Here is a 26081-nt window from a genome sequence, read left to right as displayed (position 1 = left end):
GTCTCGTTTACGCCCTCATCGGGCAAGTATTGGGCCAATGAGTGAGGCCCATCATTCCTTCGCATTGGCGGCGTCGACGGCGCGCCGCGTCAGCACACCGATGAGGTGCGCGCGGTATTCGGCGCTGCCGTGGATATCGCTGTTGAGGCCTTCCGCCGGCACGTTGATGCCTTCCAGCGCCTTCGAGGCGAAGCGCTTCTTCAGGGCCTCCTCGAATGCGGTGACACGGAACACGCCTTCGGAGCCGGCGCCGGTGACGGCAACACGGACGTCCGAAGGACGCCGCGCCACGAACACGCCGACCAGCGCGTAGCGCGAGGCCTGGTTGCGGAATTTGACGTAGGCCGCTTTTTTCGGCAGCGGGAACATCACCTTGGTGATGATCTCGTCGGCTTCGAGCGCCGTCGTGAACAGGCCCTGGAAGAATTCTTCAGCCTTGAGGCGGCGCTTGTTGGTGACGATGGTGGCCCCGAGCGCAAGCACCGCGGCCGGATAGTCGGCGGTCGGATCGTTGTTGGCGAGCGAGCCGCCGATCGTGCCCTTGTGGCGCACGGCGGGATCGCCGATGCCGCCGGCAAGGTTCGCCAGCGCCGGGATCGCCTCACCGACGATGGCGGAGGTCGCGACCTCGGCGTGCTTGGCGGTGGCGCCGATCACCAGCGAGCGGCCCTTCATCTCGATCGTGTTGAGCCCCTCGATGTGGGAGAGGTCGACCAGATGCGGCGGGCTTGCGAGGCGTTGCTTCATGACGGGAATCAGCGTGTGACCGCCGGCGATGACCTTGGCGTCCTCGTTCTTCACCAGGAGGTTGGCCGCCTGGCGAACGGTCCCAGGGCGATGATATTTGAATTCGTACATCTGAATGTCCTGATCGCGGGATGCGCGTTACGCGAGATCGGATTTCGCCATCGCCTTGGCGCCGGCGGAGATCGAGGTGACGATGTTCTGATAGCCCGTGCAGCGGCAGAGATTGCCTTCGAGCTCCTCGCGAATGGTGTGGTCGTCGAGCTCGTGGCCCTTGCGGTGCACGATGTCGATCGCGGTCATGATCATGCCGGGCGTGCAGAATCCGCACTGCAGGCCGTGATGCTCGCGGAAGGCCTCCTGCATCGGATGCAGCGGCGCGCCGTCGGCGGCCAGTCCCTCGATCGTCTTGATTTCGTGACCATCGGCCATCACGGCAAGCGTGGTGCAGGACTTCACGGCCTTGCCGTCGAGATGCACGACGCAGGCGCCGCATTGCGAGGTGTCGCAGCCGACATGGGTGCCGGTCAGGCGCAGATTCTCGCGCAGGAACTGCACCAGAAGCGTGCGGGGGTCGACGTTGGCCGTCACAGGATTGCCGTTCACGATGAGGGAGATTTTTGCCATAAGCACTCTCTATCAGCGCCCCGACGGGTCCCGTCGAAGCGGTTCTTATAATTATTCCAACCCATCATATGGGCCATTGTCCCCTGGGGCAACATCACCCCGGACGCAAGCCGCCATGCCGAAGGCGATGACCTTCAGCTCTGTACTGCCTTGGCGAAGTTCGCGAAAAACTCGTCGGCGAGCTTCTTGGCGGCGCCGTTGATCAGGCGCTGGCCGAGCTGCGCCAACTTGCCGCCGATCTGCGCCTCGACGTCGTAGGAGAGCAGCGTGCCGCCGTCCTTCTCCGCGAGCTTGACCGCGGCCCCGCCTTTGGCAAAGCCGGCCACCCCACCCTCGCCTTCGCCTGAGATCTTGTAGCCGTTCGGCGGGTCGAGATCTGAGAGCATCACCTTGCCCTTGAAGCGCGCCGACACCGGCCCGACCTTCATTTTCGCGATCGCACGGAAGCCGCCGTCGTCGGTCTTCTCCAGCTCCTCGCAGCCGGGGATGCAGGCCTTCAGCACCTCGGGATCGTTGAGCTTGGCCCACACGGCCTCGCGCGACGCTGCGAGCTGGACTTCGCCGTTCATTGTCATGGCCATGGGGTGCCTCCCGGAATTTCGAAGCTGGGTCGCGTAACTATAGTGCTGCTCAAGTAACGTACGAAGGCCGCAAAGGAAAGGCCACTTCCGGTCACGTGCAATGCATATTCGCAACTGCAAAAAGACGTGTGCGGATGGTTGGGGATTGGCACAGCCGGGCCTTGATGATTAGGTCGCGCGCACCATGAGCACATCCCTCTCCCCCCTGCTCGCCCCGATGCTGTCGAGCGCCGCCATGCGCGCGGTCTGCGACGATCGGTCGACCCTGCAGAACATGCTCGATTTCGAGGCAGCCTTGGCACGCGCCGAGGCTGCCACGGCTGTGATTCCGGCATCCGCCGTCGGCCCGATCGAGGCGGCATGCAAAGCCGATTCCTTCGACATGGCCGCACTGGCCGAGGCTGCGACGCGATCGGGCAATCTCGCGATTCCCCTGGTCAAGACGCTGACCGCCAATGTCGGCAAGGCCGATACGGAGGCCGCGCGCTACGTGCATTGGGGCGCGACCAGCCAGGATGTCATCGACACCGCGACCATGCTGACGCTTCGCGCCGGCATCGCGGCGCTGGACGTCGACCTCAGCCGCGCCATCAAGGGCTTTGCGACGCTGGCGCGAGCCCACCGCAATACCGCGATGGTGGCGCGGACTTGGCTCCAGCACGCGCTGCCGATGCCGTTCGGGCTGAAGGCGGCGGAATACGCCTCAAGCCTCGCCCGTGCGCGCTGCCGCCTGCGGCGGCTCTCCCGTGAGGGCCTCGCGCTGCAATTCGGAGGTGCTGCCGGCACGCTCGCCGCGCTCGGCGGCAACGGGCTCACGGTGGCCGAACGGCTGGCGCAGGAGCTGAGCCTGCCGCTGCCCGAGGCGCCCTGGCATACCCATCGCGACCGCATCGCCGAGGCGGCATCCTGCTTCGCAATTCTCGCCGGCAGCTGCGGCAAGATCGCACGCGATGTCTCGCTGCTGATGCAGACCGATGTCGGCGAAGCCTTCGAGCCCGCCGGCGAAGGTCGCGGCGGCTCCTCGACGATGCCGCACAAGCGCAACCCGGTCGCCGCTGCGAGCGCGCTGGGCGCCGCGACCATGGCCCCGCAGCTCGCCGCGACGATTCTTGCCGCGCAGGTGCAAGACCATGAACGCAGCGCCGGCCCGTGGCACGCGGAATGGCCGACGCTGCCGCAATTGATGCTGGTCACCTCCGGCGCGCTGGCCGCCATCGTCGACATCGCCGAGGGTCTCGAGGTCGATGCGGCGCGCATGCGCAGCAATCTCGATGCGACGCACGGGCTGATCATGGCCGAGGCGGTCACCTTTGCGCTGGCCGAAGCCATCGGCAAGAGCGATGCGCATCATCTCATCGAGGCCGCCAGCAAGCGCGCGGTCGCCGAGAAGAAGCATCTGCGTGAGGTGCTGTCAGGCGATTCGCGGGTCACCGCGCATCTGCCGCCGGAAAAAATTGCGGCATTGTTCGAGCCGATGGCCTATCAAGGCGCTTCGCAGGCGCTGATCGACCGCCTGCTGGATTCATTGGATCTCTCCTGATGTCATTGCCGGGCTTGACCCGGCAATCCATCATCCTGGATAGATTCACTTTTTGGATGGATGCGCGGGTCATCTAGATTAAGACGCGCTCTGCGCTGTTGCCCACACATGACGAGGAACATGCCATGCCCATGATCGATGCCGACGGTTGCCTGCTCAACGTCTCCGTCGAGGGCCGCGACGGCGGGCCGACGCTGATGCTGTCGAACTCGCTCGGCTGCACCTTGCAGATGTGGGAGCCGCAGATGAAGGCGCTGACGCAGGTGTTCCGCGTCATCCGCTACGACCGCCGCGGCCATGGCAGGTCGAACGTTCCACCCGGCCCCTACACGATGGAGCGCTTCGGCCGCGACGTGCTCGCGATCCTCGACGACCTCAACATCGAGAAGGTGCATTGGTGCGGCCTGTCGATGGGCGGCATGGTCGGGCAATGGCTCGGCGCCAATGCGCCGGAGAGGCTCGGCAAGCTCATCCTCGCCAACACCGCCTGCTATTACGCCGAGCCGACCAGGTGGCTGGAGCGTATCGACGCCGTGAAGAAGGGCGGCATCGCGGCGGTCGCGGACGCCGTGATCGCAGGCTGGCTCACCCAGGATTTCCGCGAGCGCGAGCCTGTGATCACCGCAAAGATGAAATCGATGCTGCTCGCCTCCCCCGTCGAGGGCTATCTCGCCTGCTGCGAGGCGCTGTCGACACTCGACCAACGTGAGCTGCTGCCCAAAATCAAGAGCCCGACGCTGGTGATCGCCGGCCGCCACGACATGGCGACGCCGATCTCGGCGGCCGAGCTGATCCGCTCCAACATTCCCGGCGCCAGCATGACCATCATCGACGCCGCGCACATTTCCAACGTCGAGCAGCCGCACGCATTCACGGATGCGGTGGTGGGGTTCCTGACGCAGCGTTAGAGCCGCGCATTCGAACACCTCTCCCATCGGGAGAGGTCGGCGCGAAGCGACGGGTGAGGGGTTACGGTCTCTCATTGGGCACCTGAGCCCCCTCACCCGATTTGCTGCGCAAATCGACCTCTCCCCGCTGGGGAGAGGTGAAGAGCCGAGCAACAGGAGACATCAATGGACGACCAGAAGCGCCGCGATGCCGGCATGAACGTGCGCCGCAGGGTGCTGGGCAATGCCTGGGTCGACAAGTCGATCGCGAACCGCAATGCCTTCAACACTGACTTCCAGGACCTGATCACCCGCTATGCCTGGGGCGAGATCTGGACGCGGCCGCATTTCGACGAGCGCACGCGGCGGGTGCTGGTGATCGGCACCATGGTCGCGCTCGGGCAATGGGACGAATTCCGCCTGCACGTGCGTGCGGCGCTCGCCGAGGGCGGCTTCACGCCCGATGACATCAAGGAAATCCTGTTGCAGCAGGCGATCTATTGCGGCGTGCCGGCGGCGAACCACGCCGTCAAGGAAGCCTCAGCGATTGTGCAGGAGCTCGGCCTGCTCAAGACCTAGAGGAGCGGCGATCTCGACGGCCTTCGGCGCTGCCGCCGGCTTCTCGATCACCACCACGATGGCAGCACCGAGCAAGAGCAGCAGCTCGGTGGCGTGCAGCCGCAGCGCGGCCATCTCGCCGACCTTCGAGGCCATCACCATGCTGGCAAACGAGATCAGGCTGCCGAGCGCCAGCGCAATGCCGAGCGCCTCGTCGCTGCCGCCATTCCGGCGGACGCGGGGAATGCACAGCAGCACAAGATAGATCGCGAAGAACGCCACGACGGTCAGCCGTCCCAGCGCCAGCAGCCAGGCCGCGCGCACCGTGTCCATCCCTGCCATATGGAGATGGTCGCTGAGGTATAGCGCGACTGCGACACTGGGCCGCTCGTAGAGGCCGTGCACCGGCGCCACGATGATGTTGAAGGCGACCAGCGCCCAGGCCGGGATGAAATAGGCTGCCAGCAGCGCGCCGTTGACCGTGTCGATCCGCCAATTCTTGAACATGCCGCTTCCCGCTTCGCCTGCCACGCGCCTTCATTGGGAAGGCTTTGCGGGGAGCTAACTCGCATCAGACTGTGGCGGCAATTTAAACCCTTTGTTTACCTTAACCGCCCTCGCAGACGTTCGTCATTCCGGGATGGTGCGCCAGCACCAGACCTCAGGTGCGCAATTGCGCACCGGGGAATCTCGAGATTCTCAGGTGCGCAGTTGCGCACCGGAGCTCGGCCCTTCGAGCCGCCCCGGAATGACTCTTCAACAAAAAAGGCCCCGCCTTTCGGCGGGGCCGCTCCTGGGCTCCCAAACTCGTTATTCCTGATCGCGCTGGCCGCCCTGCTGCTGGCCGGGACGCTCGCCCTGGCGCATCGGGTCCTGCTGCTGCTGTCCGGGTTTCTGGCCGCCACCCTGCTGCTGTTGCGGGTTGCGCTGGCCGGGGTTCTGGCTCTGCTGACCCGGATTCTGGTTCTGCTGCTTCGTCATTCGGGGAAACTCCCTTGTTGGACGTCAGAGCGGAGATAACGGACGGCCTCCATTTTGGTTGCCCGCGGAACCCGGTTCCTCCCAGGTGCGGAACCGGAAGACGACATCCGTCACAAAATGAGTTCTGTACAAGCCTTTATGCCGAGGCCTGGCCAGTTGCAGCCGCCAGTTCCGTCCTGTTACAAAACGGGAAGAATGCGAGGGGCTGCCGGGGCCTCAAGAAACTCACTCTCTCAAGAGCTCCCTTTGAGCCCGTGTCAGGTTTGGTAACGGCAGCGCATGGATTATTTCGCCCAGCAGCTCATCAATGGCCTCGTGCTCGGCTCGATCTACGGCCTGATCGCGATCGGCTACACGATGGTCTACGGCATCGTCGGCATGATCAACTTCGCCCATGGCGACGTCTTCATGATCGGCGGCTTCATCGCCCTCATCACCTTCCTGATCCTGATCTCGCTCGGCCTCACGGCCATCCCCGTGATCCTGCTCGTCGTACTCTTGGTCTCGATGGCGATCACGGCGCTCTATGGCTGGACCATCGAGCGCATCGCCTACCGGCCGCTGCGCCATTCCTTCCGCCTCGCCCCGATGCTGTCGGCGATCGGCATGTCCTTCGTGCTGACCAATTATTCGCAGGTGACGCAAGGCGCCAGGGTCAAGCCGATCCCGCCCTTCATCACCGGGGGCTACACGCTGCATGAGAGCCCGGATGGCTTCGTGATCCAGCTCTCCAACATCCAGATCATGGTGGTCGTCACCACCATCGTGCTGCTGGCGATCTTCACCTGGCTGGTCTCGCGCACCCGGCTCGGCCGCGACATGCGCGCCTGCGAGCAGGACCAGACCATGGCGGCGCTGCTCGGCGTCAACGTCGACCGCACCATCTCCATGACCTTCGTGATCGGCGCTGCGCTCGCCGCGGTCGCCGGCCTGATGTACCTGCTCTATTACGGCCTGGTCGATTTCTTCATGGGCTTCGTCGCCGGCATCAAGGCGTTCACCGCCGCCGTGCTCGGCGGCATCGGCTCGCTGCCGGGCGCCATGCTCGGGGGGCTCGCGATCGGCCTGATCGAGACGTTCTGGTCGGCCTATTTCTCGGTCGAGTACAAGGACGTCGCGGCATTCTCGATCCTGATCGTCGTGCTGATCTTCATGCCGACCGGCCTGCTCGGCCGTCCCGAAGTCGAAAAAGTCTGACGGACCGGCCGCGTGACAGCTCCCTCGACCAATACGGCCAAACCTGCAACGGGCATCCCCGCCCTTCTCAAGACCGCCTTCACCAACGCCCTGGTCGCGCTGGTGCTGTTCTCGCTGATGGTCGGCATCCGCACCGAGGCGGGTTCCTCCGGCCAGCTCACCTACTGGACGCGCTTCGGCGAGCTGGCCTCGCTCGTCGGCGTCGTATTCGGCGGTTCGATCGTGATCGAGCTGTTCAGGCAATGGATCGGTCCGAGCGGCGCCGAGCGGCTGGTGCCGCCGGCGGTACATAGCGGCATGGCGTTCGTCGGCCGCTTCCTCGCGCCGGCGCTTCTGATCTTCGCCCTGCTGGTGCCCGTGATCTTCTATGACCAGCGCTACATCCTCGACCTCGGAATCCTCGTCCTCACCTATGTGATGCTGGGTTGGGGCCTCAACGTCGTGGTCGGGCTCGCCGGCCTGCTCGATCTCGGCTACGTCGCCTTCTATGCGGTCGGCGCCTATTCCTACGGGCTGATCGCCACCAATTTCGGCTGGTCGTTCTGGGTCTGCCTGCCGCTCGCCGGCATCCTCGCCGCCTGCTGGGGCGTGCTGCTCGGCTTCCCTGTGCTGCGCCTGCGCGGCGACTATCTCGCCATCGTGACGCTCGCCTTCGGCGAGATCATCCGCCTCGTCATCATCAACTGGCAGGAGCTCACGGGCGGGCCGAACGGCGTCCCCGGCATTCCGCGCCCCACGCTGTTCGGGATCCCGCTCGACAACAGCGACGACGGGCTCGCCGCCAAGCTCGGCATCGAATACTCGTCGACGCATCGCATCGTCTTCCTGTTCTACCTGATCCTGGCGCTGGCCCTGCTCACCAACTGGGTGACGATCCGCCTGCGTCGCCTGCCGATCGGCCGCGCCTGGGAGGCCTTGCGCGAGGACGAGGTCGCCTGCCGCGCCCTCGGCATCAACACGACGACCACGAAGCTCACGGCGTTCGCCACCGGTGCGATGTTCGGCGGCTTTGCCGGCGCGTTCTTCGCCACACGGCAAGGCTTCATCAGCCCGGAATCCTTCACCTTCCAGGAGTCGGCGCTGGTGCTCGCCATCGTCGTGCTCGGCGGCATGGGCTCGCAGCTCGGCGTCGCGCTCGCCGCGCTCACCATGATCGGTGGCTTCGAGCTGTTCCGCGGCCTCGAGACCTATCGCATGCTCGTGTTCGGCATGGCGATGGTGCTGATCATGATCTGGCGGCCGCGCGGCCTGATCGGCCATCGCGCGCCCACCGTGTATCTGACCAAGGCGCAGGCGATCTCTTCCGACCTCGTCAAGGAAGGACACGGATGAGCGGCGACAAGATTCTCAGCGTCGACCGGCTGACCATGCGTTTCGGCGGCATCGTCGCCGTGCAGGATCTCTCATTCGCCGCCGAGCGGAAGAAGATCACCGCGCTGATCGGGCCGAACGGCGCCGGCAAGACCACGGTCTTCAACTGCATCACCGGTTTCTACAAGCCGAGCGGCGGCGCCATCCGCCTCACCCATGACGACGGCAGAGTGATCGCGCTGGAGCGGCTGAACGATTTCCGCATCGCCAAGCAGGCCAAGGTCGCGCGCACGTTCCAGAACATCCGCCTGTTTCCCGGCATGACCGCGCTGGAAAACCTGATGGTGGCGCAGCATAACGCGCTGATGCGCGCCTCCGGCTTCACCTTGCTCGGCCTTGTCGGCGCCCCCGCCTACCGCGACGCCGAGAAGCGTGCGATCGATCTCGCCACCGACTGGCTGAGGCGGGTCAACCTGCTCGACCGCGCCGACGACGCCGCCGGCAATTTCGCCTATGGCGACCAGCGCCGGCTGGAAATCGCGCGCGCAATGTGCACCGAGCCCGCCCTGTTGTGCCTGGACGAGCCCGCCGCCGGCCTCAATGCGCGCGAGAGCGCGGCCTTGAGCGAGCTCCTGCTCTCGATCCGGGACGAGCTCGGCACCTCAATCCTGCTGATCGAGCACGACATGTCGGTGGTGATGGAGATCTCCGACCACATCGTGGTGATGGACCATGGCGTGAAGATCGCGGAAGGCACGCCGCGCGAGATCCGCGACGATCCCAAGGTGATCGCCGCCTATCTCGGCACCGACGAGGACGAGGCCGTGGCCGTGATGGAGAGCGGGACGTGACATCGGCGCCCACTCCCCTGCTCGCGATCCGCGGTCTTCGCGCCGCCTACGGCAAGATCGAGGCGCTGAAGGGCGTCGACGTCGAGATCAATGCCGGCGAGATCGTGGCCCTGATCGGCGCCAACGGCGCCGGCAAGTCGACGCTGATGATGACGATCTTCGGCAAGCCGCGCGCCCGCGCCGGCCGGATCCTCTATGACGGCCGCGACATCACCGGCGTGCCCACCCACGAGATCGCGCATTTGCGCATCGCGCAATCGCCCGAGGGCCGCCGCATCTTCCCGCGCATGAGCGTTGCGGAAAACCTGCAGATGGGGGCCGACTCCACCGGATGTACCGACGCCGAACGCGAGGCGATGCTGCAACGCGTGTTCACGCTGTTTCCGCGGCTCAAGGAACGCTATGCCCAGCGCGGAGGAACCCTGTCCGGCGGCGAGCAGCAGATGCTGGCAATCGGCCGCGCGCTGATGAGCCGCCCCCGCCTGCTCCTGCTCGACGAGCCCTCGCTCGGGCTGGCACCGCTGATCGCACGCCAGATTTTCGATGCGATCCGCACCCTGAACCGGCAGGACGGCCTGACCGTCCTGATCGTCGAGCAGAACGCCAACCATGCCCTCAAGCTCGCCCATCGCGGTTATGTCATGGTCAATGGCCTGATCACGCTGGCCGGGACCGGCAGCGAATTGTTGCAGCGCCCCGAGATTCGCGCCGCCTATCTGGAAGGCGGCCGCCACGGCTGACCGAGACGGCTGACCGAGACGGCTGACCGAGCCCTGGGGCGGACGAGTGCGGCCGAATGTGGCGAGATAACCGCGCAAGTGCCCGTATTTTGCCGGTGACTTCTCCTCGAATTCATTCAAGAATGGCGGCGGTTTGAACCGGACATTCCCGGCAACTTCCACAGGCGACCACCCGCGAGGTATCTCATGAAATCACTGAAGCTCATCGGTCTGGCATTCGGCGCATCGATCGCGCTGTCGAGCGCGGCATTCGCGCAGGATGTCACCGTCGCAGTCGCAGGCCCGATGACCGGCGGCGAGTCCGCCTTCGGCCGCCAGATGAAGAACGGCGCCGAGATGGCCGTGGCTGATATCAATGCCGCCGGCGGCGTCAACGGCAAGAAGCTCGCGCTCAGTGTCAACGACGACGCCTGCGACCCGAAACAGGCGCGCTCGATCGCCGAGAAGATCGCCGGCGCGAAAATCCCGTTCGTGGCCGGGCACTATTGCTCGTCATCGTCGATCCCGGCTTCGGAAGCCTATGCCGACGGCAACGTCCTCCAGATTACGCCGGCCTCGACCAACCCGCTGTTCACCGAGCGCAAGCTCTGGAACGTGGCGCGCGTCTGCGGCCGTGACGATCAGCAGGGCCTGATCGCGGCGCAGTACATCGCCAAGAACTTCAAGGGCAAGAACATCGCCATCCTCAACGACAAGACCACTTACGGCAAGGGTCTTGCCGACGAGACCAAGAAGGCGCTCAACAAGGCCGGCATCACCGAGAAGATGTACGAGTCGTACAACAAGGGCGACAAGGACTTCAACGCGATCGTCTCGCGCCTGAAGCGCGACAACATCGACCTCGTCTATGTCGGCGGCTATCATCAGGAAAGCGGCCTGATCCTGCGCCAGATGCGCGACCAGGGCCTCAAGACCGTGCTGATGGCCGGCGACGCACTCGCCGACAAGGAATACGCCTCCATCACCGGCCCTGCCGGCGAAGGCACGCTGTTCACCTTCGGCCCCGACCCGCGCAACAAGCCGACCGCGAAGAAGATCGTCGAGGCTTTCAAAGCCAAGAACATCGACCCCGAGGGTTACACCCTCTACACCTATGCTGCGATGCAGGTGTGGTCGCAGGCGGCCAAGAAGGCCGGCACCACCGACGCCAAGAAGGTCATGGCGGCGATGAAGGCCGGCAAATGGGACACCGTGATCGGCCCGGTCGAATATGACGCCAAGGGCGACATCAAGCAGATCGACTACGTCGTCTACAAATGGGACGCAAAGGGCGGCTACGCCGAGATCGTGGGCGGCGGCACCTAGCCGCTGGCCTTGACCTCAATCCCCTCAATCATCACCGCGCCCCGGCTTACCCCGGGGCGTTTCTTCTTGCGGCAGGGATCAGACGGCGGGCAGCTCGCCGCCGGCCGCGGCCGCGGCCTTCCGCAATGCTTGCAGGAGATCGTTCGGCCGAAACGGCTTTTGCAGGCAGACCACGTTGGCGAGGAGGGGCGATTGGTCCATGAAATCGAGCGCCGTCATCCCGGATACCGCAATGACGGGGAGCGCCGGCGCGCGTTCGCGCAGGGTAGCAATGACGTCGACGCCGCTGGTGTCGCCGAGGAAGATGTCGACGATCGCCGCGTCGAAGGAGCTTTCCGCGAAGGCCTTCAGTCCGGTTGCACCGCTCTCGGCCTCCTCGACCTCGAAATGATTGACCCGAAGCACCATCGCGATCATCGTGCGGACGCCCTTCTGGTCGTCGATGACGAGAACGCGAGGCATTGGGAACAACCCCCGATATCGATCAAATCGCCTGATCCAACCTGGAACCCGCCGCGGCTGAGGGGCATTATGGCACCGTCCAGTAAAGCGCGTCTTACCTTCCCTAATTCCGTGTTCCCACCGTAGTTAAGTAAGCTGTAACCTTCGGTTGAGTCGTAACCGGTTCCTTCACGAGGCGCGCCCCGAACCCGCTACCATGAACGGACTGCCGGCCGAACGAGACTAGCGGAGATGCTCAAGACCCTGCTCAAGACGGACCCGCGAGAGGTGGACGTGCCTGCGACGATCGACCGAAGCACATTTCTTTCGACCCTGCCGGCCACTTCGACCGACCGCAGCGCCGCATTGACGATTGTCGGCGTGTCCTCCCTCCTGTTCGCAGCGGCCGTGCCCTTCGCCGGTACCCCGCTCCAGCCGGTCCCGGCCTTCGTCGCGAGTTATCAATCGGCGCTCGCCGTAAGCGACATCGTCACGGCAGTGCTGCTGCTGTCGCAATTTGCGGTCTTGCGGACCCGTGCGCTGCTGTGGCTGGCGACCGGCTATCTCTTCACCGCCGCTGCGGCGCTGGTTCATGCCCTCACCTTTCCCGGACTGTTCGCACCAGCCGGGCTCTTTGGCGCGGGCCGGCAGACCACGGTCTGGCTCTACATGATCTGGCACGCCGGCTTTCCGCTGTGCGTGATGGCTTATGCCTGGCTGAAGGAAAAGGACGGCGGCCCGCGGATCCGCGGCGCGGCAAGCAGCGCGATTCATGCCAGCGTGCTCGGCGTCATCGCCGCGATGGCCGTCTTCGGCTGGATCGTCACTGCGCAGCACGATCTGTTGCCGGTCCTGCTGCGCGACGGTCACTACACGCCGACCATGATCGGGGTCGTGTCCTTCGTGTGGTCGCTGAGCTTCGCCGCGCTGGTCTCGCTCTGGTTCCGCAGGCCGCATACGGTGATCGACGTCTGGCTCATGGTGGTCATGTGTGCCTGGCTGTTCGACATCGCGCTGTCGGCGATCGTCAACGTCGCGCGCTTCGATCTCGGCTTCTATGCCGGCCGGCTCTACGGCCTCGCTGCGGCGACCTTCGTGCTCGCGGTGCTTCTCATCGAGAATGTCCGCCTCCAGGCGCATACGGTGGGCCTCGTCGGGAAGTTGCGCCAGCAATCGGCCTCGGAACGCGACTATTACGGCAAACGCCTCGCGCTGTACGGCGCGGTGGTCGAGTCGTCCAATGACGCCATCATCACGAAATCGCTCGACGGCATCATCACCGGCTGGAACAAGGCCGCCGAACATCTGTTCGGCTATCCCGCCGCCGAGGCCGTCGGCAAGCCGATCGACATCATCGTGCCGCCGGATCTCAAGGGCGAAGTCAGGAGCATCCTCAACCGGGTAGCCAGCAACGAGTCGATCGCCCAGCACGAGACGATCCGAATCCGGAAAGACGGCCGCCCGCTCGACGTCGTCCTGAACATTTCACCGCTGCGGACCGATGAGGGAGAGATCATCGGCGCCTCCAAGATCGCCCACGACATCACCGAAGAGAAGCAGGCGAGAGAGAAGCTGCGCCGCGAGACCGAGGAACGCCAGCGCATCTTCGAGACATCGCAGGACCTGATCCTGGTCACCGACGGCTATGGCAATTTCGTCCAGGTCAGCCCGAGCGTGCAGAACATTCTCGGCTACAGCCCCGAGGACATGGTCGGGCACATCGCGACCGAGTTCATCCACCCCGACGATCTCGACAAGGCGCGGAACGAGATGCGTGCAGCCCGTCGTGGCGCGGTCAAGCGCAGCTTCGAGGCGCGCTACTACCATTACGACGGTCACGAGGTCACGCTGAACTGGATGGGTACCTGGTCCGAGCCGGTGAAGCGCCACTTCTTCATCGGCCGCGACCTCACCGACAAGCAGGCCGCCGAAGCCCAGTTCCGGCAGGTCCAGAAGATGGACTCGATCGGCCAATTGACCGGCGGCGTCGCCCACGACTTCAACAACGTGCTGACCGTCATCACGGGCACGATCGGCATTCTCAGCGACGCGGTCGCCGACCGGCCCGAGCTTGCCGCCATCACCAAGCTGATCGACGACGCCGCCGAGCGCGGCGCGCAGCTGACCAAGCATCTGCTCGCCTTCGCCCGCAAGCAGCCGCTCCAGCCGCGCGAGATCGACGTCAATGCGCTGGCGCTCGAAGCCGCCAAGCTGCTGCATCCCACCCTCGGCGAGCAGATCACCATCATGCCGCAGCTCACCGAGGATGCCTGGCCGACGCTGGTCGATCCGGGCCAGCTGTCCACCGCGATCCTCAATCTCGCGCTGAATGCGCGCGACGCCATGCCGGACGGCGGCACCCTGGTGCTTGAGACCCGCAACGTCTTCCTCGACGACGGCTATGCCAGCATGAATCCCGACGTCACCGCCGGCAATTACGTGATGATCGCGGTCAGCGACACCGGCAGCGGAATCCCCGCGGAGCTGATCGACCGGGTCTTCGATCCCTTCTTCACCACCAAGGAGGTCGGCAAGGGCACCGGCCTCGGCCTCAGCATGGTATTCGGCTTCGTCAAGCAGTCGGGCGGCCACATCAAGATCTACAGCGAGGAAGGCCACGGCACGAGCGTGAAGATCTACCTGCCGCGCTCGACCGGGGTGCACGAGACCGAGTTCGAGGCGCTCCAGAACGCGCCCGTCACCGGCGGCGACGAGAAGATCCTGATCGTCGAGGACGATACGCTGGTGCGCCAGTATGTCGTGACGCAGGTCAAGAGCCTCGGCTATACCGCGCTCGAGGCCGCCAACGGCGCCGAGGCCCTCAATATCATCGACAGCGACGAGACCATCGACCTGCTCTTCACCGACATCATCATGCCCGGCAACATGAACGGCCGCCAGCTTGCAGACGAAGCGGCCCGGCGCCGCCCCGACCTGAAGACGTTGTTCACCTCGGGCTACACCGAAAACGCCATCGTCCATCACGGCCGACTGGATTCCGGCGTGCTGCTATTGGCAAAGCCCTACCGCAAGTCCGAGCTCGCCAAGATGCTGAGAATCGCGCTCGCCAGTTGAGCCTGCGGCATCGCTGCGCTATCGCAGATCGCGAATTGCTCTCAACGACGAGGCCGTCTTGAAGAACCTTCTTACCGATATCGCCGGCGTCCGGGTCGGCCATGCCGAAGACGCGAAAGTCGCTTCCGGCGCGACCGCAATTGTCTTCGATTCTCCCGCGATCGCCGCCATCGACGTTCGCGGCGGCGGCCCCGGCACACGCGAGGATGCACTGCTCGATCTTGCCAACACGGTCGAGCGCGTCGATGCGATCGCGCTGTCGGGCGGCTCCGCCTTTGGCCTCGATACCGGCGGCGGCGTGCAGGCCTGGCTCGCCGAGCAGGGCCGCGGCCACCGGGTTCGCGAAGCGCTGATCCCAATCGTGCCGGGGGCGATCCTGTTCGACCTGCTCAATGGCGGCGACAAGGCCTGGGGACGCTTCTCGCCCTATCGCGACCTCGGCTACGCCGCAGCGGCCGCTGCCAGCAGCGCGGACTTTGCGCTTGGCAGCGTCGGCGCCGGCTTCGGCGCCACCACCGCGACGTTCAAGGGCGGTCTCGGCTCGGCGTCGGCCGTGACGCCGAGCGGAATCAAGGTCGCGGCGATTGTCGCCGTCAACGCCGTGGGCAGCGTCACCGTCGGCGAGGGACCGTGGTTCTGGGCGGCGCCGTTCGAGGTGGACGGCGAGTTCGGGAGACGCGGCCTGCCGGACAAGTTCACCGAGGACATGCTCCTCATGCGCATCAAGGGCGGTCCTGCGGCGAGCGCGCGCGAGAACACCACCATCGGCGCCGTGGTCACCGATGCGGTGGTGACCAAGCCCCAGGCCAAGCGGCTGGCGATGATCGCGCATACCGGCTTCGCCCGTGCGATCTATCCGGTGCATGCGCCGACCGACGGCGACGTGCTGTTTGCCGCCGCCACGTGCGAAAAGCCGATCGAGCCGCTGGTTGGCCTCACCGAGCTCGGCACGGTCGCCGCCAACGTAGTCGCACGCGCCATCGCGCGCGGTGTGTACAGCGCGACGGCGTTGCCGTTCCCCGGTGGGCAGCCGGCGTGGAGGGATCGGTTTGGGGCGTAAGGAGCACACGTCTCTCACCACGTCGCGCGTTGCCCCGCCTGCGCGGGGCGTGACAGCATCATTGGCGGAGAGAGGGCTGCCCGCTCACACACTCATCGACATGGACGAGCCGGCAGCCGCCGAGGCGCCCTGCCCCTGCCCGCCTTGCTGCTGCATCAACTGCGCAAACAGGTCATAGGCTGAACTACGGGAAGAGTTCGCCCCCGGCACCGTCGTCGACATCTTGAAGCCATCGGCATAGGTGACGGTGGTGGTCGTCGAGCCGTCGGCATTGGTCGTCGTGGTCGAAGTCGAGCCGCCGCTGGATTGCGACGAGGACCCCGAACCGTCGCCCGAGCCGCCGGCGCCTTCCGCGTGATGATGGCCGTGACCGCCCCTCAGCGCCTTCGTCATCTCTCCGAGATTGATGCTGCCATCGGCATTCGCATCCATCTTCGAGAACACGTCGTCGGCCTGGGCGAGGTTGGTGCCGCCGGCGCCGAGCGCGCCCTCGAACTCGGATTGGGTGATCTTGCCGTCGCCGTCCGCGTCGATCTGCGAGAACAGGTCCTTCAGGGCATCTTCACGACTGTTCGGTGCCGAGGACGCTGCCCCCGTCGAGGCCGAGCTGGTCGCGCCGCTCGTGTCCGCCGACTGGCTCTGCGCAGCAAACAACGCGTTCATCGTCTCCGGCGAGATCTGCGGATGCCTGCCCGCGTTGACCGACGAGGTCGACCCGCCGGTCGTGCTGCTGCCGCTGTCGATCGCGAACGGATTGGTCGGCGCGCTCTGCGAGGAGCCCGTCTTGTGCGTCGCCGACGACGATTTCGAGCTCGTCAGCGACTGGATCGCGTCGAGCGCGCTCGAGACGGCGCCAAGGGCGAACAACATTGCACAAACTCCAACGGGATGCGGCGTGCCGCGACGAATGTTCTGTCCGGTGAGATCAGCAAGCGACGTGCCATCGCGAAAAGCTCAATGAAATCCGCGTCCACCACGCTTTGCAGGCCGCGGGAACACCGGCAATTCGTGCCGGTCGCGGCAGAAATTTCCGCCCACAGGAAGCCGGCCCCTGCTGCATTGCCCGCCATGGAGCCCCATGTTAGGCGAGGCCATTCGTCGTCCGTCCGCCACGGGAAAACGCGCCATGACCCAAGCTTTCGCCCCCCGCCCCCTGGCCATCGCGCCCTCGATCCTGGCCTCGGACTTTTCGAAGCTCGGCGAGGAAGTCCGCGCAGTGGACGCCGCCGGCGCCGACTGGATCCATCTCGACGTGATGGACGGGCACTTCGTTCCCAACATCTCCTACGGCCCTGATGTCATCAAGGCGATGCGCCCGCACACGAAGAAGATCTTCGACGCGCATCTGATGATCTCGCCCTGCGATCCCTATCTCGAGGCCTTCGCGAAAGCCGGCTGCGACCACATCACCGTGCATGCGGAGGCAGGTCCCCACTTGCACCGTTCGCTCCAGGCGATCCGCGCGCTCGGCAAGAAAGCCGGCGTCTCGCTCAATCCGGCAACGCCGATCAGCGCGCTCGAATACGTCCTCGACCTCGTCGACCTCGTGCTGGTGATGTCGGTCAATCCCGGCTTCGGCGGCCAGGCCTTCATCCCCTCCGCGATCGGCAAGATCCGCGACATCCGCGCGATGACGGCGGGCCGTCCGATCGACATCGAGGTCGACGGCGGCGTCGGCCCCGATGTTGCGGGCGCGCTCGCCGCGGCCGGCGCCAACGCCTTCGTCGCCGGCACCTCGGTGTTCAGGGGCGGCACGCTGGAATCCTACAAGACCAACATCGCCGCGATCCGCAATGCGGCGCTGGGGGCTCGCGGCGAAGCGATTTGAGCTGGATCAAGCGGTTCAGGCGGACGAGCACAAATCCCGTGGCGTTTACGGGTGCTGCAGCGCGCAAAGCTTAAATTTCAATCCTGATCCGTACTCATCCGGACTTCACTGATTCGCGCAAATCACCGCAAGTGACTCCTGCCTGCTTTTGACGGGAGCACATCATGACGACGACCCTGATTTGGACTGGCGTAGCGTTGTGGTTCGGATTCAATGCGGCGATTGCTGCTCGCAGCCTCTACGTGGCGCGACCGGCGAAGGCCGTATCCTCTGCCCGCATCATCCATCTTCATCGTCGCCGGGGGTGATGCCATGCAGCTCGCACTCGTGAAACGTCAGCCGAAGCGCAGGTGCCGTATTCCGCGGCGCCCGCATCCGAGCCTCGACTATTTCTTCGGACGCCTCGAGCGCGCCGACGGCACACTGGACCACGATGCCGGGCTCGACAATTCGGACCTCGATCGCTTGTTCGGCTCGCAGCGCCGACACCGAGACTACTTTTCCCGGACCGCGCCATGAAACCGCATTGCCCGAACTGCCTGAAGGAAATGACCAAGGCGTCCGCGTCGCGCAACCTGTTCAATTGCGAGCCCTGCCGCGAGATCATCCAGTATTTTGGCGGCAGCGCGGATCACGGCGAACCCGGCCCGCAATTCTCCTGGCCGATCCGCCGCAAGCAGGCGGCCTGATCGAACCTGCAAGACGCCGGACCGACTAACCCGCCATTTCGCCGGCATCTGATCCGCCGGCGTCCCCAGCCATCCGCGGCGGCCGCACCACGGTGACGGTGCAGGTCGCCTCCGAGGCCACCTTGGCCGAGACGCTGCCGAGCAGCGTGCGCCTGAACGAGCTCTGCCGCGCGCCGATGATGACGTGGTCGACCTGGTTCGCCTCGGCGAACTCCAGGATCGCGGCAGCGGGATCGACCGCCTCCAGCACATGAGCCGACAGCCGGCCCTCATCCAGCTTGAGCGGCGTCGCCCAATGCCTGAGCGCGACCAGGCGATCGATGTGCTTGTTGGAGCCCTGCTCGTCCAGGGTACGGTCGATCGCGATGCGGTTCAGCTTGAGCACGTTGACGCAGGCAAGCCGCGCCGACGGCAAGGTCGCCAGGATGCGCTCGGTGGTCACGCGCAGCGCCTCGTTCAGCTCCGGTGCCCCCTCCACGGTGTCGAGCGCGACGGCGAGGATCGGGCTCGATGCGATCTGGGCGGCGACATCCGATTTCGCGTGCGGCGCCATGGCGCCCTGGTTGAAACGACGCCGCCAGGCGACGCTGAGGGGATCGCGTTTCACCCGCTCCGAACGTGCGGTGAGCTTGACCTGGTCCGGATGGGCGAGATCGAAGGCGAGTTGGGACGCCGTCGGATAGCGCCACACCGGCTCGATCTCGAGACAGCGCAACACCACCTCCTGAAGCCAGGGCGGATAATCCGCGCGAAGCTTCCGCGGCGGATGCGGGTCGCGCCACAGCCTGCGCCGCATCGCGCGCAGCGTCTCGCCCTCGCCGAACGGCCGCTCGCCGGTGGTGAAGAAATAGAGCAGCACGCCGAGCGAAAACAGATCGCTGCGCGGATCGTCGCGCACTCCCAACAGCCGTTCGGGCGCCATGTAGGGCGCGGTGCCGTAAGGCAGGCGGAATTCCTCCTGCAGGAGATCAGGCAGGTGGTTGTGGTGCGACAGGCCATAGTCGATCAGCACCGCCTCGCCGCTATCGCGGAACATGATGCTGCTCGGCTTGATGTCGTGATGGATCACGTTCTGCCGGTGTAAGTCCGCAAGCGCGGCCGCGATCTTGGCGACGAGCTGCCGCGCCTCGTCATAGGGCAGCGGCAGGTCCGGCAGCCGCTTGTAGAGCGTGACGCCTGGGATGCGCTCGATCACGACATAGGCTTGCCGGGCGAAATCACCGGTGCCGAAGCAGGCCGGCACGTGCGGACCCGCAAGCCGCGGCAGGATCATCATCTCCATCTCGAAGGAGACGATCGCGGCGGGGTCCTCGCCCTCCGACACCCGCGGGATCTTCATCAGCAAGGGCACGTCGATGCCGGGATGGGTGACGGTCCACAGCGTCGCCATGCCGCCGGCATGCACGCATTCGCCGATGGTGTAACCGTCGATCTCCGCACCTGACCTGACCAGGGGTTTCGGCATCGCCGTCAGCGCCCCTGGGACAACCTGTCGGCCAGCCAGGACGGCAGTCCGTTGTCGCGGATCCTGCTTGCTGCGGTCGCGACGTCATAAGGTGCGCGGCAATAGGTGATCTGGCATGAGACCGTGTCGAACAGCGCGAAGGACGCTGACGGATCGCCGTCGCGGGGCTGGCCGACCGAGCCCAGCACGGCGAGCCATTGCCGTCCGCGCAGGAGCTGCACCGGGACATCGGTCTTCGGCACGAAGCTCGTCATCTTGGCTGTCACCGACATCGAATAGAGCGCGGGACGGTGGATGTGGCCGCAGAACGTGACATGGGCGGACGTCGCGATCAGGCTCTTGGCGGCCTCCACCGTCGAGCGGACATAGTGCCAGCGCTGGGGATGAGAGGCCTCCGAGTGCACGAACAGGCGGCCGTCGTCCTCTACCAGCATCGGCAATTCGGCCAGGAATCGCCGCTGCGCGGCGTCGAGGCGGCCGCGGGTCCATTCGATCGCGATCTGCGCCTCGGCGTTCATGGTCTCGGCCGAGGAATTGACCGCCTGGTCATGATTGCCGCGCACCGCGACAGCGCCCTGCGCAACCAGCTCCATCGCCGTATCCACCACCCATTCCGGATCGGCGCCATAGCCGACGAAGTCGCCGAGCAGAACGACGCGCTCCGCGCCCTTGGCGCGGGCAACCTTCAGGCAGGCCTCGAACGCCTGCCGGTTGCCGTGGATATCCGAGAAGACAGCGAGAAGCACGCACCCTCCACCCTCAAATTGTTATTGGAGGCCGATGAGGCCAAATTGAGGGAGATCAACAAGATGCGTCAGCGCTGCGCCGTTTACCAGCGCAGTCCTGCAGTGATGGTCAAAGGCCTATTGCTCGTCCTTCGGCGGCATCCGGGGCGGCGGAATCGGCGTGAACACCGCACCTTGGGCACCGGCGGGCGGGGCATTGAACTCGCCGGTGGAGGAATCGCCGCCGCTCGTCTCCAAAATGGTCTTCGGCGTCACATATTCCCGGACCATGTCGATCAGGCTGCCGTCGCCGCCGCCGAAATCGGCCGCGCGCCCGCCTTGCGGATGTCCGGCCGCGATCTCATTCTCAGCGGCGTGGGTCTTGTCGGCCAGCCGGTCATTGTAGGGCACACGAAAGGCGCGCGGGATGCCGCTTGGGCGGTTGTCCTCGTCCAGCGCCTCGACCCAGAGATAGATCGAGCCGGGATCGCCTTCCAGCGAATGCGGCTCGACGATACGGGCCTTCAGCAGCTTGAAGGTAGCAGGCAGCCGGTCCGCGCTGGCCCAGCCGAGCAGGCCGCGCATTTCGGTGAAGCTGACGACATAGAAGGCGCTGGTCACGACCACCGCGACCGCCTTCAGCGACCAGTGCAGCCGCGCATAGACCAGCACGACCAGCAGCAGCGCGCCGATGACGGCGTAAGCGACCGATAGCGTGAGGATGATCGTTTGCAGGCTAGTCACGGCGCACCCTCGCAGCGTTCCTGCTCACACCGGTCTTGGGGTCGAGATCGCCGCCGTTGCGCCAGCTGCTGCGGAACGTCTCCAGCAGCGACTTCGGCCGCTGATCCACATTGACCACCTTGCCTTCCGCATCGATCCGGAACCGCACCGCGGTTTTCTCGTCGCCGGTGTGGTCGAGCGTGAACTTGTTGTCGAAGACCACCTGCGCCGTCGGATTGAGCTTCTGCACCTTCACATTGGCCGTCACAGGCTCGCCCGTCGTGGCCTGGAAATGCGAGACGTTGACGGTGTATTCGCCGGCGACGATGCCGCGCACCGTGACGATCTCCTCGCGGATGGGCGAAGCGATCTTCTTGCCGGCGACCATGATGAAATCGTTGGCCCCGCCGCGGTCGTCGCGGTCGAGCGTGAGGAAGCCGGCCTCGCGGTGGCGATACCAGGCGATGTTGCCGGCGGGATCCTGCACGAACAGGTCGAGATCGTCGGGGTGATTGTCCGGCCAGTCCAGCGTGATCATGAACTCCGCCTTGGAGTCGATCTTGCCGTCCTTGGCATCCGGGGAGACCGCGAGCAGCGCGAGGAAGAACAGGAACGCGATCACCTGGAGCGCCTTGAACAGCATCACGCCAAGCGGATCGAACGGCTCCTCACGCGGATAGAGACCGAAATCATCCATCATGGCCGCGCACCAGAACCCTTGCCAGAACCCTTGCGCTCCAGCACCGGCGTCACATAGGTCTCGGTCAGCACCACCGCGTCCGAGAACACCCGCTGCGTCGCGGCGTCCAGCATGTAGTACTGGATGCGGACCAGGATCGAGCCGACAAGGCCGGCGAGCGTCGTGTACATCGCGACCGCCATGCCGTCGCTCATCAAGCCCATCGAGGAGCGCATCGCGACCTTGTCGGCGGCATCCAGCCCCGCGATCGGCGCCAGCATGATGATGAAACCGATGATGGTGCCGAGCAGGCCGAGCTTCATCAGCGTGTCGGAAACGAAGGCGCCGAACCCGTTGGAGCCGCGCAGGCGGTCGGCCAGCGTTCGCAGCAGCAGCGTCTGGTCCACGGGACGGTAATCCTGCGCCGCCGCCTTCGTCACCAGGCTCTCGATGTGATCGCGAACCAGCCCGCGCGGCAGCGCCGTCGCACGCGCATCGAGCACCCTGCCGCCGTCAGGCGCCGCGAGCGCCGCCCGGCAGCGCCGCGCCGCCGCCCCCTCGCGGGCAATGGCCCGCGTGCGCAGGAAGCAATGGCCGCAGGTCAGGACATAGAGCACCGCGATGATGCTCGAAATGTAGGTGCGGTCCGAGGTCAGCATCAGATGGATCAGGCCGAAGCGCCACAGCAGCACGACGGCGAAGATCGACAGCCCGGTGAAGATCATCCAGAACAGCAGCGCGCTGCGCTCGGATGGATCGGCGGCCCGGCCCGTGATCGGTCCCATCGTCATCGAACTCATGCTGCACCGCTCCTGGTTTGCAAGGACAGGCTTGCAACGATTCCATCCCGATTAGATCAAAGCCGCCGCGCCCGGTCCAAAGACCCATGCCCAATCCGGCTTGGGAAATTTGCCCGAGCTGCAATCCTGCCACACCCCGCAATTGGCAAGGCGTGGCGGCGTTGTTAGGCTGACCTTACCAAACGTCGGGGGTGATCGCATGCGCCTCGTGCTTCAGCTTGTTGCCCGCCTGCTGCTCATCGTGGCGCTGTGCCTGGGAGCCGCGACCGTATGGGCCACTTTCGACGCCTATCGTAGCGTCGATCGGGCGACTGCGGCCTCGGCACAGCGGGTCGCGCAGGCGCTACAGGCGCTGTATTGGCGCGAGCTTTTGTTGCGCAGCAGCAGAGCGCGCGAGCATCTTCTGCCGGTTCCAGACTGGCGCACGCTGGAGACGATGAAGCTGATCTCGCCCGGCGTCTGCGTCGAGTTCCAGCCGGCCGCGGCATTCGAGAAGCCGCTTTGTGGCCAGAGCGAGGGGCTGGGCAAGACGCCGCCACGCTGGTTCGCCGCCATCGTGCCCACCTTCCTCGGCAGCCACGCCGAGGTGGTACGGCCCGTCAGCCCCCGCGCGATTGCCGCCGGGTCGGTGGTCGCGACGCCGGACGGCGCGGCGGCCGTCTCGCTGGCCTGGGAGTACATCCTCAACGTCATCGACGTCGCGCTATTGATGGCGGCGGCAATTGCGCTGCTGGCGTCGCTCGCGATCGCACATGCACTGGCGCCGGCGCGCGCGATCGTGACCGCCTTGCAGCGCATGGCGCGCGGTCAATATCGCACGAAACTGCCGCGCTTCCGCTCAATGGAGCTGGCGATGATCGGCAGCGCCGTCGGCGAGCTCGGCGACCGGCTGGAGGAAGCGACCGAACAGCGCGCCGCGCTGACGCGGCGCCTGATCGAGATCCGCGACGACGAACGCCGCGCGCTCGCCCGCGAGCTGCACGACGAGTTCGGCCAGAATCTCTCCGCCATTCTCGCCTTCGCCAACACAATCGAAACAGCGAGCACGAAAGACAACAGCGACACCGGGATCGCGCAGGATGCGCGCATGATCTCGCAGGCCACCCATCATCTGATGGCCTCGCTGCGCGACGCGCTGAAGCGGCTGCGCAATCCGCTGCCCGAGGAGCTCGGGCTCGAGGCAAGCCTCGTCAATCTCGTCGACAGCTGGCGCTCGCAGAGCGCGGCACGGCCGACGATCCAGCTCGATCTCAGGGGTAACCTCACCGACATCAGCGGTCCGGCTGCCACCACGGCCTATCGCGTGGCACAGGAATGCCTGACCAACGCGCTGCGTCATGGTGCGGCGCGCGAGATCTCGTTGCGGATCGAGCGGCGCGCGGGCGAGGACGATGCGCTGCTGATCCGTGTCGAGGACGATGGCGGCGGCGACGCGACCCGTGTCGCGCAGTCGGCCGGCTTCGGCCTGACCGGCATCCGCGAGCGTGTCACGGCCGCCGGCGGATCGCTGTCGATCCTGCCTGCCCGCGGCGGCCTCAGCGTTGCCGCCACCATTCCGCTCGCGGCGTGAGGCCGGAATGAGCGAGGTTGCGGCAACAGGCATCTCGGTGCTGCTGGTCGACGACCACCCGATCGTGCGGCAAGGCTATCGGCGCGTGCTGGAGAGCCAGGGCGATCTGCATGTCGTGGCTGAAGCCGACAACGCCGCGGACGCCTACGGCGCGTTCAAGGCGCATGATCCTGACGTCGTCGTGCTTGATATCTCGATGCCCGGCGCGAGCGGGCTCGAGGCGATCCGCAACATCCGCGCGCGCAGCCCGCGAGCGCGGATCCTGGTATTCACCATGCACAACGAAGCCGTGCTGGTGAAGGCAGCCTTCGGCGCAGGCGCGAGCGGCTTCGTCACCAAGAGCAGCGAGCCCTCTGCAGTCGTGACCGCGATTCGCAGCGTTGCCCGCGGCGAGCGCGCCATGAGCGACGACATCGCGCATATTCTGGCCGAGGAGAGTCTTTCGCCGACTGGTTCAGTGCTGGATCAACTGGGCGAACGCGAGATCGAGATCCTGCGCCAGTTCGCCGGCGGCGCCACCACCGAGCAGATCGCAGCGCATCTCAATCTCAGCGTCAAGACGGTGCAGAACTATCATTATCTGATCAAATCGAAGACGGGCGCACGCACGGACGCGCAACTCGTGCGGCTCGCGGCGTCGTGCGGGTTGACGAGGATCTAGCAGCAAAGCTGCCGCATTCCCTCAGACCCTTGAACCTTCTGAATGTGCCGACCTCGATGGAACGGAGACCCTTCAGTTCCGGTTAGCATCCGACGAAGGAGTACATCGCCATGAGCAAGGGTCATCACAAAACAGCCGACCATCCCCCGATCATCACAGTAGGCGAGCTCATTGACGAACTTTGCCGCCTGCCGGACACCGCCGTCGTCCACTTTCGCTGCCCCATGTTCGATCAGGAGCTGACATTCTACCGCCTTCGAAGGCGGTCAAAGGACGCCGTCGAAATCGCAGTCAATGCATATCCGGAGAGTCCGCCGGTCGTGCCATCGTCCGATCCTGCCTTCCACACGCGAAGACATTCGGCATCCTCACCCTCGCTTCGCGACGGCGCCGTTCTCCACAAGACGAGAGGTTGATTGGCCGCACCCGGGATCGAATGGCTCCTGCGGCCTCAGGCCGCCTTCAGCCCGCGCAGCAATAGCGCCAGCGTCGCATCGACGCGCGCCGGGAGATCGGCGTCCTTCCACTCGTCGGCATGGGCCGGATGATGGAAGCGGACGGTGGCATCAAAGATGGCCCGCGCGGTGGTCTTGACGTCGTCCACAGCGAACACGCCCTGCTTCACGCCGTCGGTCAGGATCGCCGCGATCTGATCGATCATGGTGTCCTTGTGACATTTGACGGCCGCACAGGCCTCGCGCGCCAGGGTCAGATAAGTCTCGAACATCTCGGGATCGTCGAGCACGCGCGAACGCTTGGCGGCGAACAGCGTGCGCAGCCAGCGGTCGAGCCTGTCGGGCGCCGGGCCTTGCTCCTTGGCGATCGCCAGCAACGGGGCGTCGATGCGGTCCAGCCAGCGCTTGGCAACGGCCTCGCGCAGCGAGGCCTTGCTGGGGAAATGGCGATAGACGCTGCCGTGGCTCACATCGAGCGCACGGGCAACGTCGACCACGGTGGCCTTGGCAAGTCCGTAACGCCTGAGCACGTCCTCGGTGACTTCGAGGATCCGCTCCGGCGTCAAGACAACGGCTTCATTCATGCCA

At 65.5% G+C, this 26081-nt stretch carries 29 protein-coding genes; 16 read left to right on the top strand and 13 right to left on the bottom strand.

The genetic code is table 11. The annotated features are described in order from the left end of the window. Window positions 1-51: 51 nt before the first annotated feature. From CVM73_RS07050 to CVM73_RS07040, 3 genes are all read right to left on the bottom strand, one after another. Window positions 52-858 (bottom strand): FAD binding domain-containing protein, encoded by an 807-nt coding sequence (locus CVM73_RS07050; protein ID WP_100231289.1) that lies wholly within the window; start codon window positions 856-858, stop codon window positions 52-54. 27 nt (window positions 859-885) lie between these two features. Continuing rightward, complete coding sequence (locus CVM73_RS07045) at window positions 886-1371, bottom strand: (2Fe-2S)-binding protein (RefSeq protein WP_100231288.1); 486 nt, start codon at window positions 1369-1371, stop codon at window positions 886-888. Between the two features lie 134 nt (window positions 1372-1505). Continuing rightward, window positions 1506-1952 (bottom strand): SRPBCC family protein, encoded by a 447-nt coding sequence (locus CVM73_RS07040; RefSeq protein ID WP_100231287.1) that lies wholly within the window; start codon window positions 1950-1952, stop codon window positions 1506-1508. A gap of 184 nt (window positions 1953-2136) precedes the next feature. Here CVM73_RS07040 and CVM73_RS07035 point away from each other — a divergent pair, with 184 nt between their 5' ends. The 3 genes from CVM73_RS07035 to CVM73_RS07025 all read left to right on the top strand — a co-directional run bounded on the left by CVM73_RS07035 (window position 2137) and on the right by CVM73_RS07025 (window position 4958). Then, window positions 2137-3492 carry a 3-carboxy-cis,cis-muconate cycloisomerase gene (locus tag CVM73_RS07035; RefSeq protein ID WP_100231286.1) on the top strand — a complete coding sequence of 452 codons (1356 nt, stop codon included), beginning with the start codon at window positions 2137-2139 and terminating at the stop codon, window positions 3490-3492. Window positions 3493-3617: 125 nt separating this feature from the next. Continuing rightward, window positions 3618-4400 carry a 3-oxoadipate enol-lactonase gene (gene pcaD / locus CVM73_RS07030; protein ID WP_100231285.1) on the top strand — a complete coding sequence of 261 codons (783 nt, stop codon included), beginning with the start codon at window positions 3618-3620 and terminating at the stop codon, window positions 4398-4400. A 165-nt stretch (window positions 4401-4565) separates the two neighbouring features. After that, on the top strand, window positions 4566-4958 hold the full coding sequence (locus CVM73_RS07025) for a carboxymuconolactone decarboxylase family protein (protein ID WP_100231284.1): 393 nt from the start codon (window positions 4566-4568) through the stop codon (window positions 4956-4958). Here CVM73_RS07025 and CVM73_RS07020 read toward each other — a convergent pair. Both CVM73_RS07020 and CVM73_RS40040 read right to left on the bottom strand, forming a co-directional pair. Next, window positions 4920-5444: a hypothetical protein gene (locus CVM73_RS07020; protein WP_100231283.1), complete on the bottom strand. Its 525-nt coding sequence runs from the start codon at window positions 5442-5444 to the stop codon at window positions 4920-4922. The two genes, CVM73_RS07025 and CVM73_RS07020, sit on opposite strands and share 39 nt — an antisense overlap. Window positions 5445-5747: 303 nt before the next feature. Beyond that, window positions 5748-5918: a hypothetical protein gene (locus tag CVM73_RS40040; RefSeq protein ID WP_167406682.1), complete on the bottom strand. Its 171-nt coding sequence runs from the start codon at window positions 5916-5918 to the stop codon at window positions 5748-5750. Window positions 5919-6197: 279 nt separating this feature from the next. Here CVM73_RS40040 and CVM73_RS07010 point away from each other — a divergent pair, with 279 nt between their 5' ends. From CVM73_RS07010 to CVM73_RS06990, 5 genes are all read left to right on the top strand, one after another. Continuing rightward, window positions 6198-7115, top strand: coding sequence for an ABC transporter permease subunit (locus tag CVM73_RS07010; protein ID WP_100231282.1), 918 nt, complete (start codon window positions 6198-6200; stop codon window positions 7113-7115). 12 nt (window positions 7116-7127) lie between these two features. Then, on the top strand, window positions 7128-8447 hold the full coding sequence (livM, locus tag CVM73_RS07005; RefSeq protein WP_100231281.1) for a high-affinity branched-chain amino acid ABC transporter permease LivM: 1320 nt from the start codon (window positions 7128-7130) through the stop codon (window positions 8445-8447). Continuing rightward, a complete protein-coding gene (locus CVM73_RS07000; protein WP_100231280.1) occupies window positions 8444-9277 on the top strand; it encodes an ABC transporter ATP-binding protein in 834 nt (277 codons plus the stop codon). Before livM ends, CVM73_RS07000 begins: the two co-directional genes overlap by 4 nt. Further along, entirely contained in the window at window positions 9274-10017 is a 744-nt protein-coding gene (locus CVM73_RS06995; protein WP_100231279.1) for an ABC transporter ATP-binding protein, read from the top strand. Before CVM73_RS07000 ends, CVM73_RS06995 begins: the two co-directional genes overlap by 4 nt. Window positions 10018-10203: 186 nt before the next feature. Further along, window positions 10204-11322 carry a branched-chain amino acid ABC transporter substrate-binding protein gene (locus CVM73_RS06990; protein WP_100231278.1) on the top strand — a complete coding sequence of 373 codons (1119 nt, stop codon included), beginning with the start codon at window positions 10204-10206 and terminating at the stop codon, window positions 11320-11322. 78 nt (window positions 11323-11400) lie between these two features. Here CVM73_RS06990 and CVM73_RS06985 read toward each other — a convergent pair whose 3' ends face one another. After that, a complete protein-coding gene (locus CVM73_RS06985) occupies window positions 11401-11784 on the bottom strand; it encodes a response regulator (RefSeq protein ID WP_100231277.1) in 384 nt (127 codons plus the stop codon). Window positions 11785-12015: 231 nt separating this feature from the next. Between CVM73_RS06985 and CVM73_RS06980 the strand changes: the two genes are divergently transcribed. Together CVM73_RS06980 and CVM73_RS06975 are read left to right on the top strand one after the other, a co-directional pair. Next, window positions 12016-14838, top strand: a complete 2823-nt coding sequence (locus CVM73_RS06980) for a PAS domain S-box protein (protein WP_100231276.1) — start codon at window positions 12016-12018, stop codon at window positions 14836-14838. 58 nt (window positions 14839-14896) lie between these two features. Next, window positions 14897-15898: a P1 family peptidase gene (locus tag CVM73_RS06975; RefSeq protein WP_100231275.1), complete on the top strand. Its 1002-nt coding sequence runs from the start codon at window positions 14897-14899 to the stop codon at window positions 15896-15898. A gap of 84 nt (window positions 15899-15982) precedes the next feature. Here the strand turns inward: CVM73_RS06975 and CVM73_RS06970 are convergent, their stop codons facing one another. Beyond that, window positions 15983-16768, bottom strand: a complete 786-nt coding sequence (locus tag CVM73_RS06970; RefSeq protein ID WP_100231274.1) for an EF-hand domain-containing protein — start codon at window positions 16766-16768, stop codon at window positions 15983-15985. Between the two features lie 256 nt (window positions 16769-17024). Here CVM73_RS06970 and rpe point away from each other — a divergent pair, with 256 nt between their 5' ends. From rpe to CVM73_RS40035, 4 genes are all read left to right on the top strand, one after another. After that, window positions 17025-17726 (top strand): ribulose-phosphate 3-epimerase, encoded by a 702-nt coding sequence (rpe, locus tag CVM73_RS06965; RefSeq protein ID WP_100231273.1) that lies wholly within the window; start codon window positions 17025-17027, stop codon window positions 17724-17726. Between the two features lie 164 nt (window positions 17727-17890). Then, complete coding sequence (locus CVM73_RS39665) at window positions 17891-18034, top strand: hypothetical protein (protein WP_158237546.1); 144 nt, start codon at window positions 17891-17893, stop codon at window positions 18032-18034. Window positions 18035-18038: 4 nt separating this feature from the next. After that, window positions 18039-18245, top strand: coding sequence for a hypothetical protein (locus CVM73_RS06960; RefSeq protein ID WP_100231272.1), 207 nt, complete (start codon window positions 18039-18041; stop codon window positions 18243-18245). Beyond that, window positions 18242-18415, top strand: a complete 174-nt coding sequence (locus CVM73_RS40035; protein ID WP_167406681.1) for a hypothetical protein — start codon at window positions 18242-18244, stop codon at window positions 18413-18415. The genes CVM73_RS06960 and CVM73_RS40035 overlap by 4 nt, the downstream gene beginning before the upstream one ends. A gap of 25 nt (window positions 18416-18440) precedes the next feature. Here CVM73_RS40035 and CVM73_RS06955 read toward each other — a convergent pair whose 3' ends face one another. From CVM73_RS06955 to CVM73_RS06935, 5 genes are all read right to left on the bottom strand, one after another. Then, complete coding sequence (locus tag CVM73_RS06955) at window positions 18441-19880, bottom strand: serine/threonine protein kinase (RefSeq protein ID WP_100231271.1); 1440 nt, start codon at window positions 19878-19880, stop codon at window positions 18441-18443. 5 nt (window positions 19881-19885) lie between these two features. Next, complete coding sequence (locus CVM73_RS06950; RefSeq protein WP_100231270.1) at window positions 19886-20626, bottom strand: metallophosphoesterase family protein; 741 nt, start codon at window positions 20624-20626, stop codon at window positions 19886-19888. A 117-nt stretch (window positions 20627-20743) separates the two neighbouring features. Then, complete coding sequence (locus CVM73_RS06945) at window positions 20744-21349, bottom strand: hypothetical protein (RefSeq protein ID WP_100231269.1); 606 nt, start codon at window positions 21347-21349, stop codon at window positions 20744-20746. Then, a complete protein-coding gene (locus tag CVM73_RS06940) occupies window positions 21342-22028 on the bottom strand; it encodes a DUF2135 domain-containing protein (protein ID WP_100231268.1) in 687 nt (228 codons plus the stop codon). Before CVM73_RS06940 ends, CVM73_RS06945 begins: the two co-directional genes overlap by 8 nt. After that, entirely contained in the window at window positions 22025-22807 is a 783-nt protein-coding gene (locus tag CVM73_RS06935) for a MotA/TolQ/ExbB proton channel family protein (RefSeq protein ID WP_100231267.1), read from the bottom strand. Before CVM73_RS06935 ends, CVM73_RS06940 begins: the two co-directional genes overlap by 4 nt. Before the next feature lie 199 nt (window positions 22808-23006). Between CVM73_RS06935 and CVM73_RS06930 the strand changes: the two genes are divergently transcribed. Together CVM73_RS06930 and CVM73_RS06925 are read left to right on the top strand one after the other, a co-directional pair. Beyond that, window positions 23007-24377, top strand: a complete 1371-nt coding sequence (locus CVM73_RS06930) for a sensor histidine kinase (RefSeq protein WP_100231266.1) — start codon at window positions 23007-23009, stop codon at window positions 24375-24377. A 7-nt stretch (window positions 24378-24384) separates the two neighbouring features. Further along, window positions 24385-25038 carry a response regulator gene (locus CVM73_RS06925; RefSeq protein ID WP_100231265.1) on the top strand — a complete coding sequence of 218 codons (654 nt, stop codon included), beginning with the start codon at window positions 24385-24387 and terminating at the stop codon, window positions 25036-25038. Window positions 25039-25489: 451 nt separating this feature from the next. Here the strand turns inward: CVM73_RS06925 and CVM73_RS06915 are convergent, their stop codons facing one another. Then, window positions 25490-26077: a TetR/AcrR family transcriptional regulator gene (locus tag CVM73_RS06915; protein WP_167406680.1), complete on the bottom strand. Its 588-nt coding sequence runs from the start codon at window positions 26075-26077 to the stop codon at window positions 25490-25492. Window positions 26078-26081: the final 4 nt, after the last annotated feature.

Origin of the sequence: Bradyrhizobium forestalis, assembly GCF_002795245.1 — a bacterium.
Taxonomy (GTDB): domain Bacteria; phylum Pseudomonadota; class Alphaproteobacteria; order Rhizobiales; family Xanthobacteraceae; genus Bradyrhizobium; species Bradyrhizobium forestalis.
Note: the sequence above shows the minus strand (reverse complement) of the source record. Positions and strands in the feature narration are given on the sequence as shown.

Bases quoted from the DNA above. Each gene is read 5' to 3' on its own strand.
- CVM73_RS07035 (WP_100231286.1), top strand. From the start codon at position 2,137: ATGAGCACATCCCTCTCCCCCCTGCTCGCCCCGATGCTGTCGAGCGCC.
- CVM73_RS07000 (WP_100231280.1), top strand. From the start codon at position 8,444: ATGAGCGGCGACAAGATTCTCAGCGTCGACCGGCTGACCATGCGTTTC.
- CVM73_RS06940 (WP_100231268.1), bottom strand. From the start codon at position 22,028: ATGATGGATGATTTCGGTCTCTATCCGCGTGAGGAGCCGTTCGATCCG.
- CVM73_RS07010 (WP_100231282.1), top strand. From the start codon at position 6,198: ATGGATTATTTCGCCCAGCAGCTCATCAATGGCCTCGTGCTCGGCTCG.
- CVM73_RS40040 (WP_167406682.1), bottom strand. From the start codon at position 5,918: ATGACGAAGCAGCAGAACCAGAATCCGGGTCAGCAGAGCCAGAACCCC.
- CVM73_RS06990 (WP_100231278.1), top strand. From the start codon at position 10,204: ATGAAATCACTGAAGCTCATCGGTCTGGCATTCGGCGCATCGATCGCG.
- CVM73_RS06955 (WP_100231271.1), bottom strand. From the start codon at position 19,880: ATGCCGAAACCCCTGGTCAGGTCAGGTGCGGAGATCGACGGTTACACC.
- CVM73_RS39665 (WP_158237546.1), top strand. From the start codon at position 17,891: ATGACGACGACCCTGATTTGGACTGGCGTAGCGTTGTGGTTCGGATTC.
- CVM73_RS07025 (WP_100231284.1), top strand. From the start codon at position 4,566: ATGGACGACCAGAAGCGCCGCGATGCCGGCATGAACGTGCGCCGCAGG.
- CVM73_RS06930 (WP_100231266.1), top strand. From the start codon at position 23,007: ATGCGCCTCGTGCTTCAGCTTGTTGCCCGCCTGCTGCTCATCGTGGCG.
- rpe (WP_100231273.1), top strand. From the start codon at position 17,025: ATGACCCAAGCTTTCGCCCCCCGCCCCCTGGCCATCGCGCCCTCGATC.
- CVM73_RS06935 (WP_100231267.1), bottom strand. From the start codon at position 22,807: ATGAGTTCGATGACGATGGGACCGATCACGGGCCGGGCCGCCGATCCA.
- CVM73_RS06980 (WP_100231276.1), top strand. From the start codon at position 12,016: ATGCTCAAGACCCTGCTCAAGACGGACCCGCGAGAGGTGGACGTGCCT.
- CVM73_RS06925 (WP_100231265.1), top strand. From the start codon at position 24,385: ATGAGCGAGGTTGCGGCAACAGGCATCTCGGTGCTGCTGGTCGACGAC.
- CVM73_RS06960 (WP_100231272.1), top strand. From the start codon at position 18,039: ATGCAGCTCGCACTCGTGAAACGTCAGCCGAAGCGCAGGTGCCGTATT.
- pcaD (WP_100231285.1), top strand. From the start codon at position 3,618: ATGCCCATGATCGATGCCGACGGTTGCCTGCTCAACGTCTCCGTCGAG.
- CVM73_RS07040 (WP_100231287.1), bottom strand. From the start codon at position 1,952: ATGGCCATGACAATGAACGGCGAAGTCCAGCTCGCAGCGTCGCGCGAG.
- CVM73_RS07050 (WP_100231289.1), bottom strand. From the start codon at position 858: ATGTACGAATTCAAATATCATCGCCCTGGGACCGTTCGCCAGGCGGCC.
- CVM73_RS07045 (WP_100231288.1), bottom strand. From the start codon at position 1,371: ATGGCAAAAATCTCCCTCATCGTGAACGGCAATCCTGTGACGGCCAAC.
- CVM73_RS06970 (WP_100231274.1), bottom strand. From the start codon at position 16,768: ATGTTGTTCGCCCTTGGCGCCGTCTCGAGCGCGCTCGACGCGATCCAG.
- CVM73_RS06915 (WP_167406680.1), bottom strand. From the start codon at position 26,077: ATGAATGAAGCCGTTGTCTTGACGCCGGAGCGGATCCTCGAAGTCACC.
- CVM73_RS40035 (WP_167406681.1), top strand. From the start codon at position 18,242: ATGAAACCGCATTGCCCGAACTGCCTGAAGGAAATGACCAAGGCGTCC.
- CVM73_RS06985 (WP_100231277.1), bottom strand. From the start codon at position 11,784: ATGCCTCGCGTTCTCGTCATCGACGACCAGAAGGGCGTCCGCACGATG.
- CVM73_RS07020 (WP_100231283.1), bottom strand. From the start codon at position 5,444: ATGTTCAAGAATTGGCGGATCGACACGGTCAACGGCGCGCTGCTGGCA.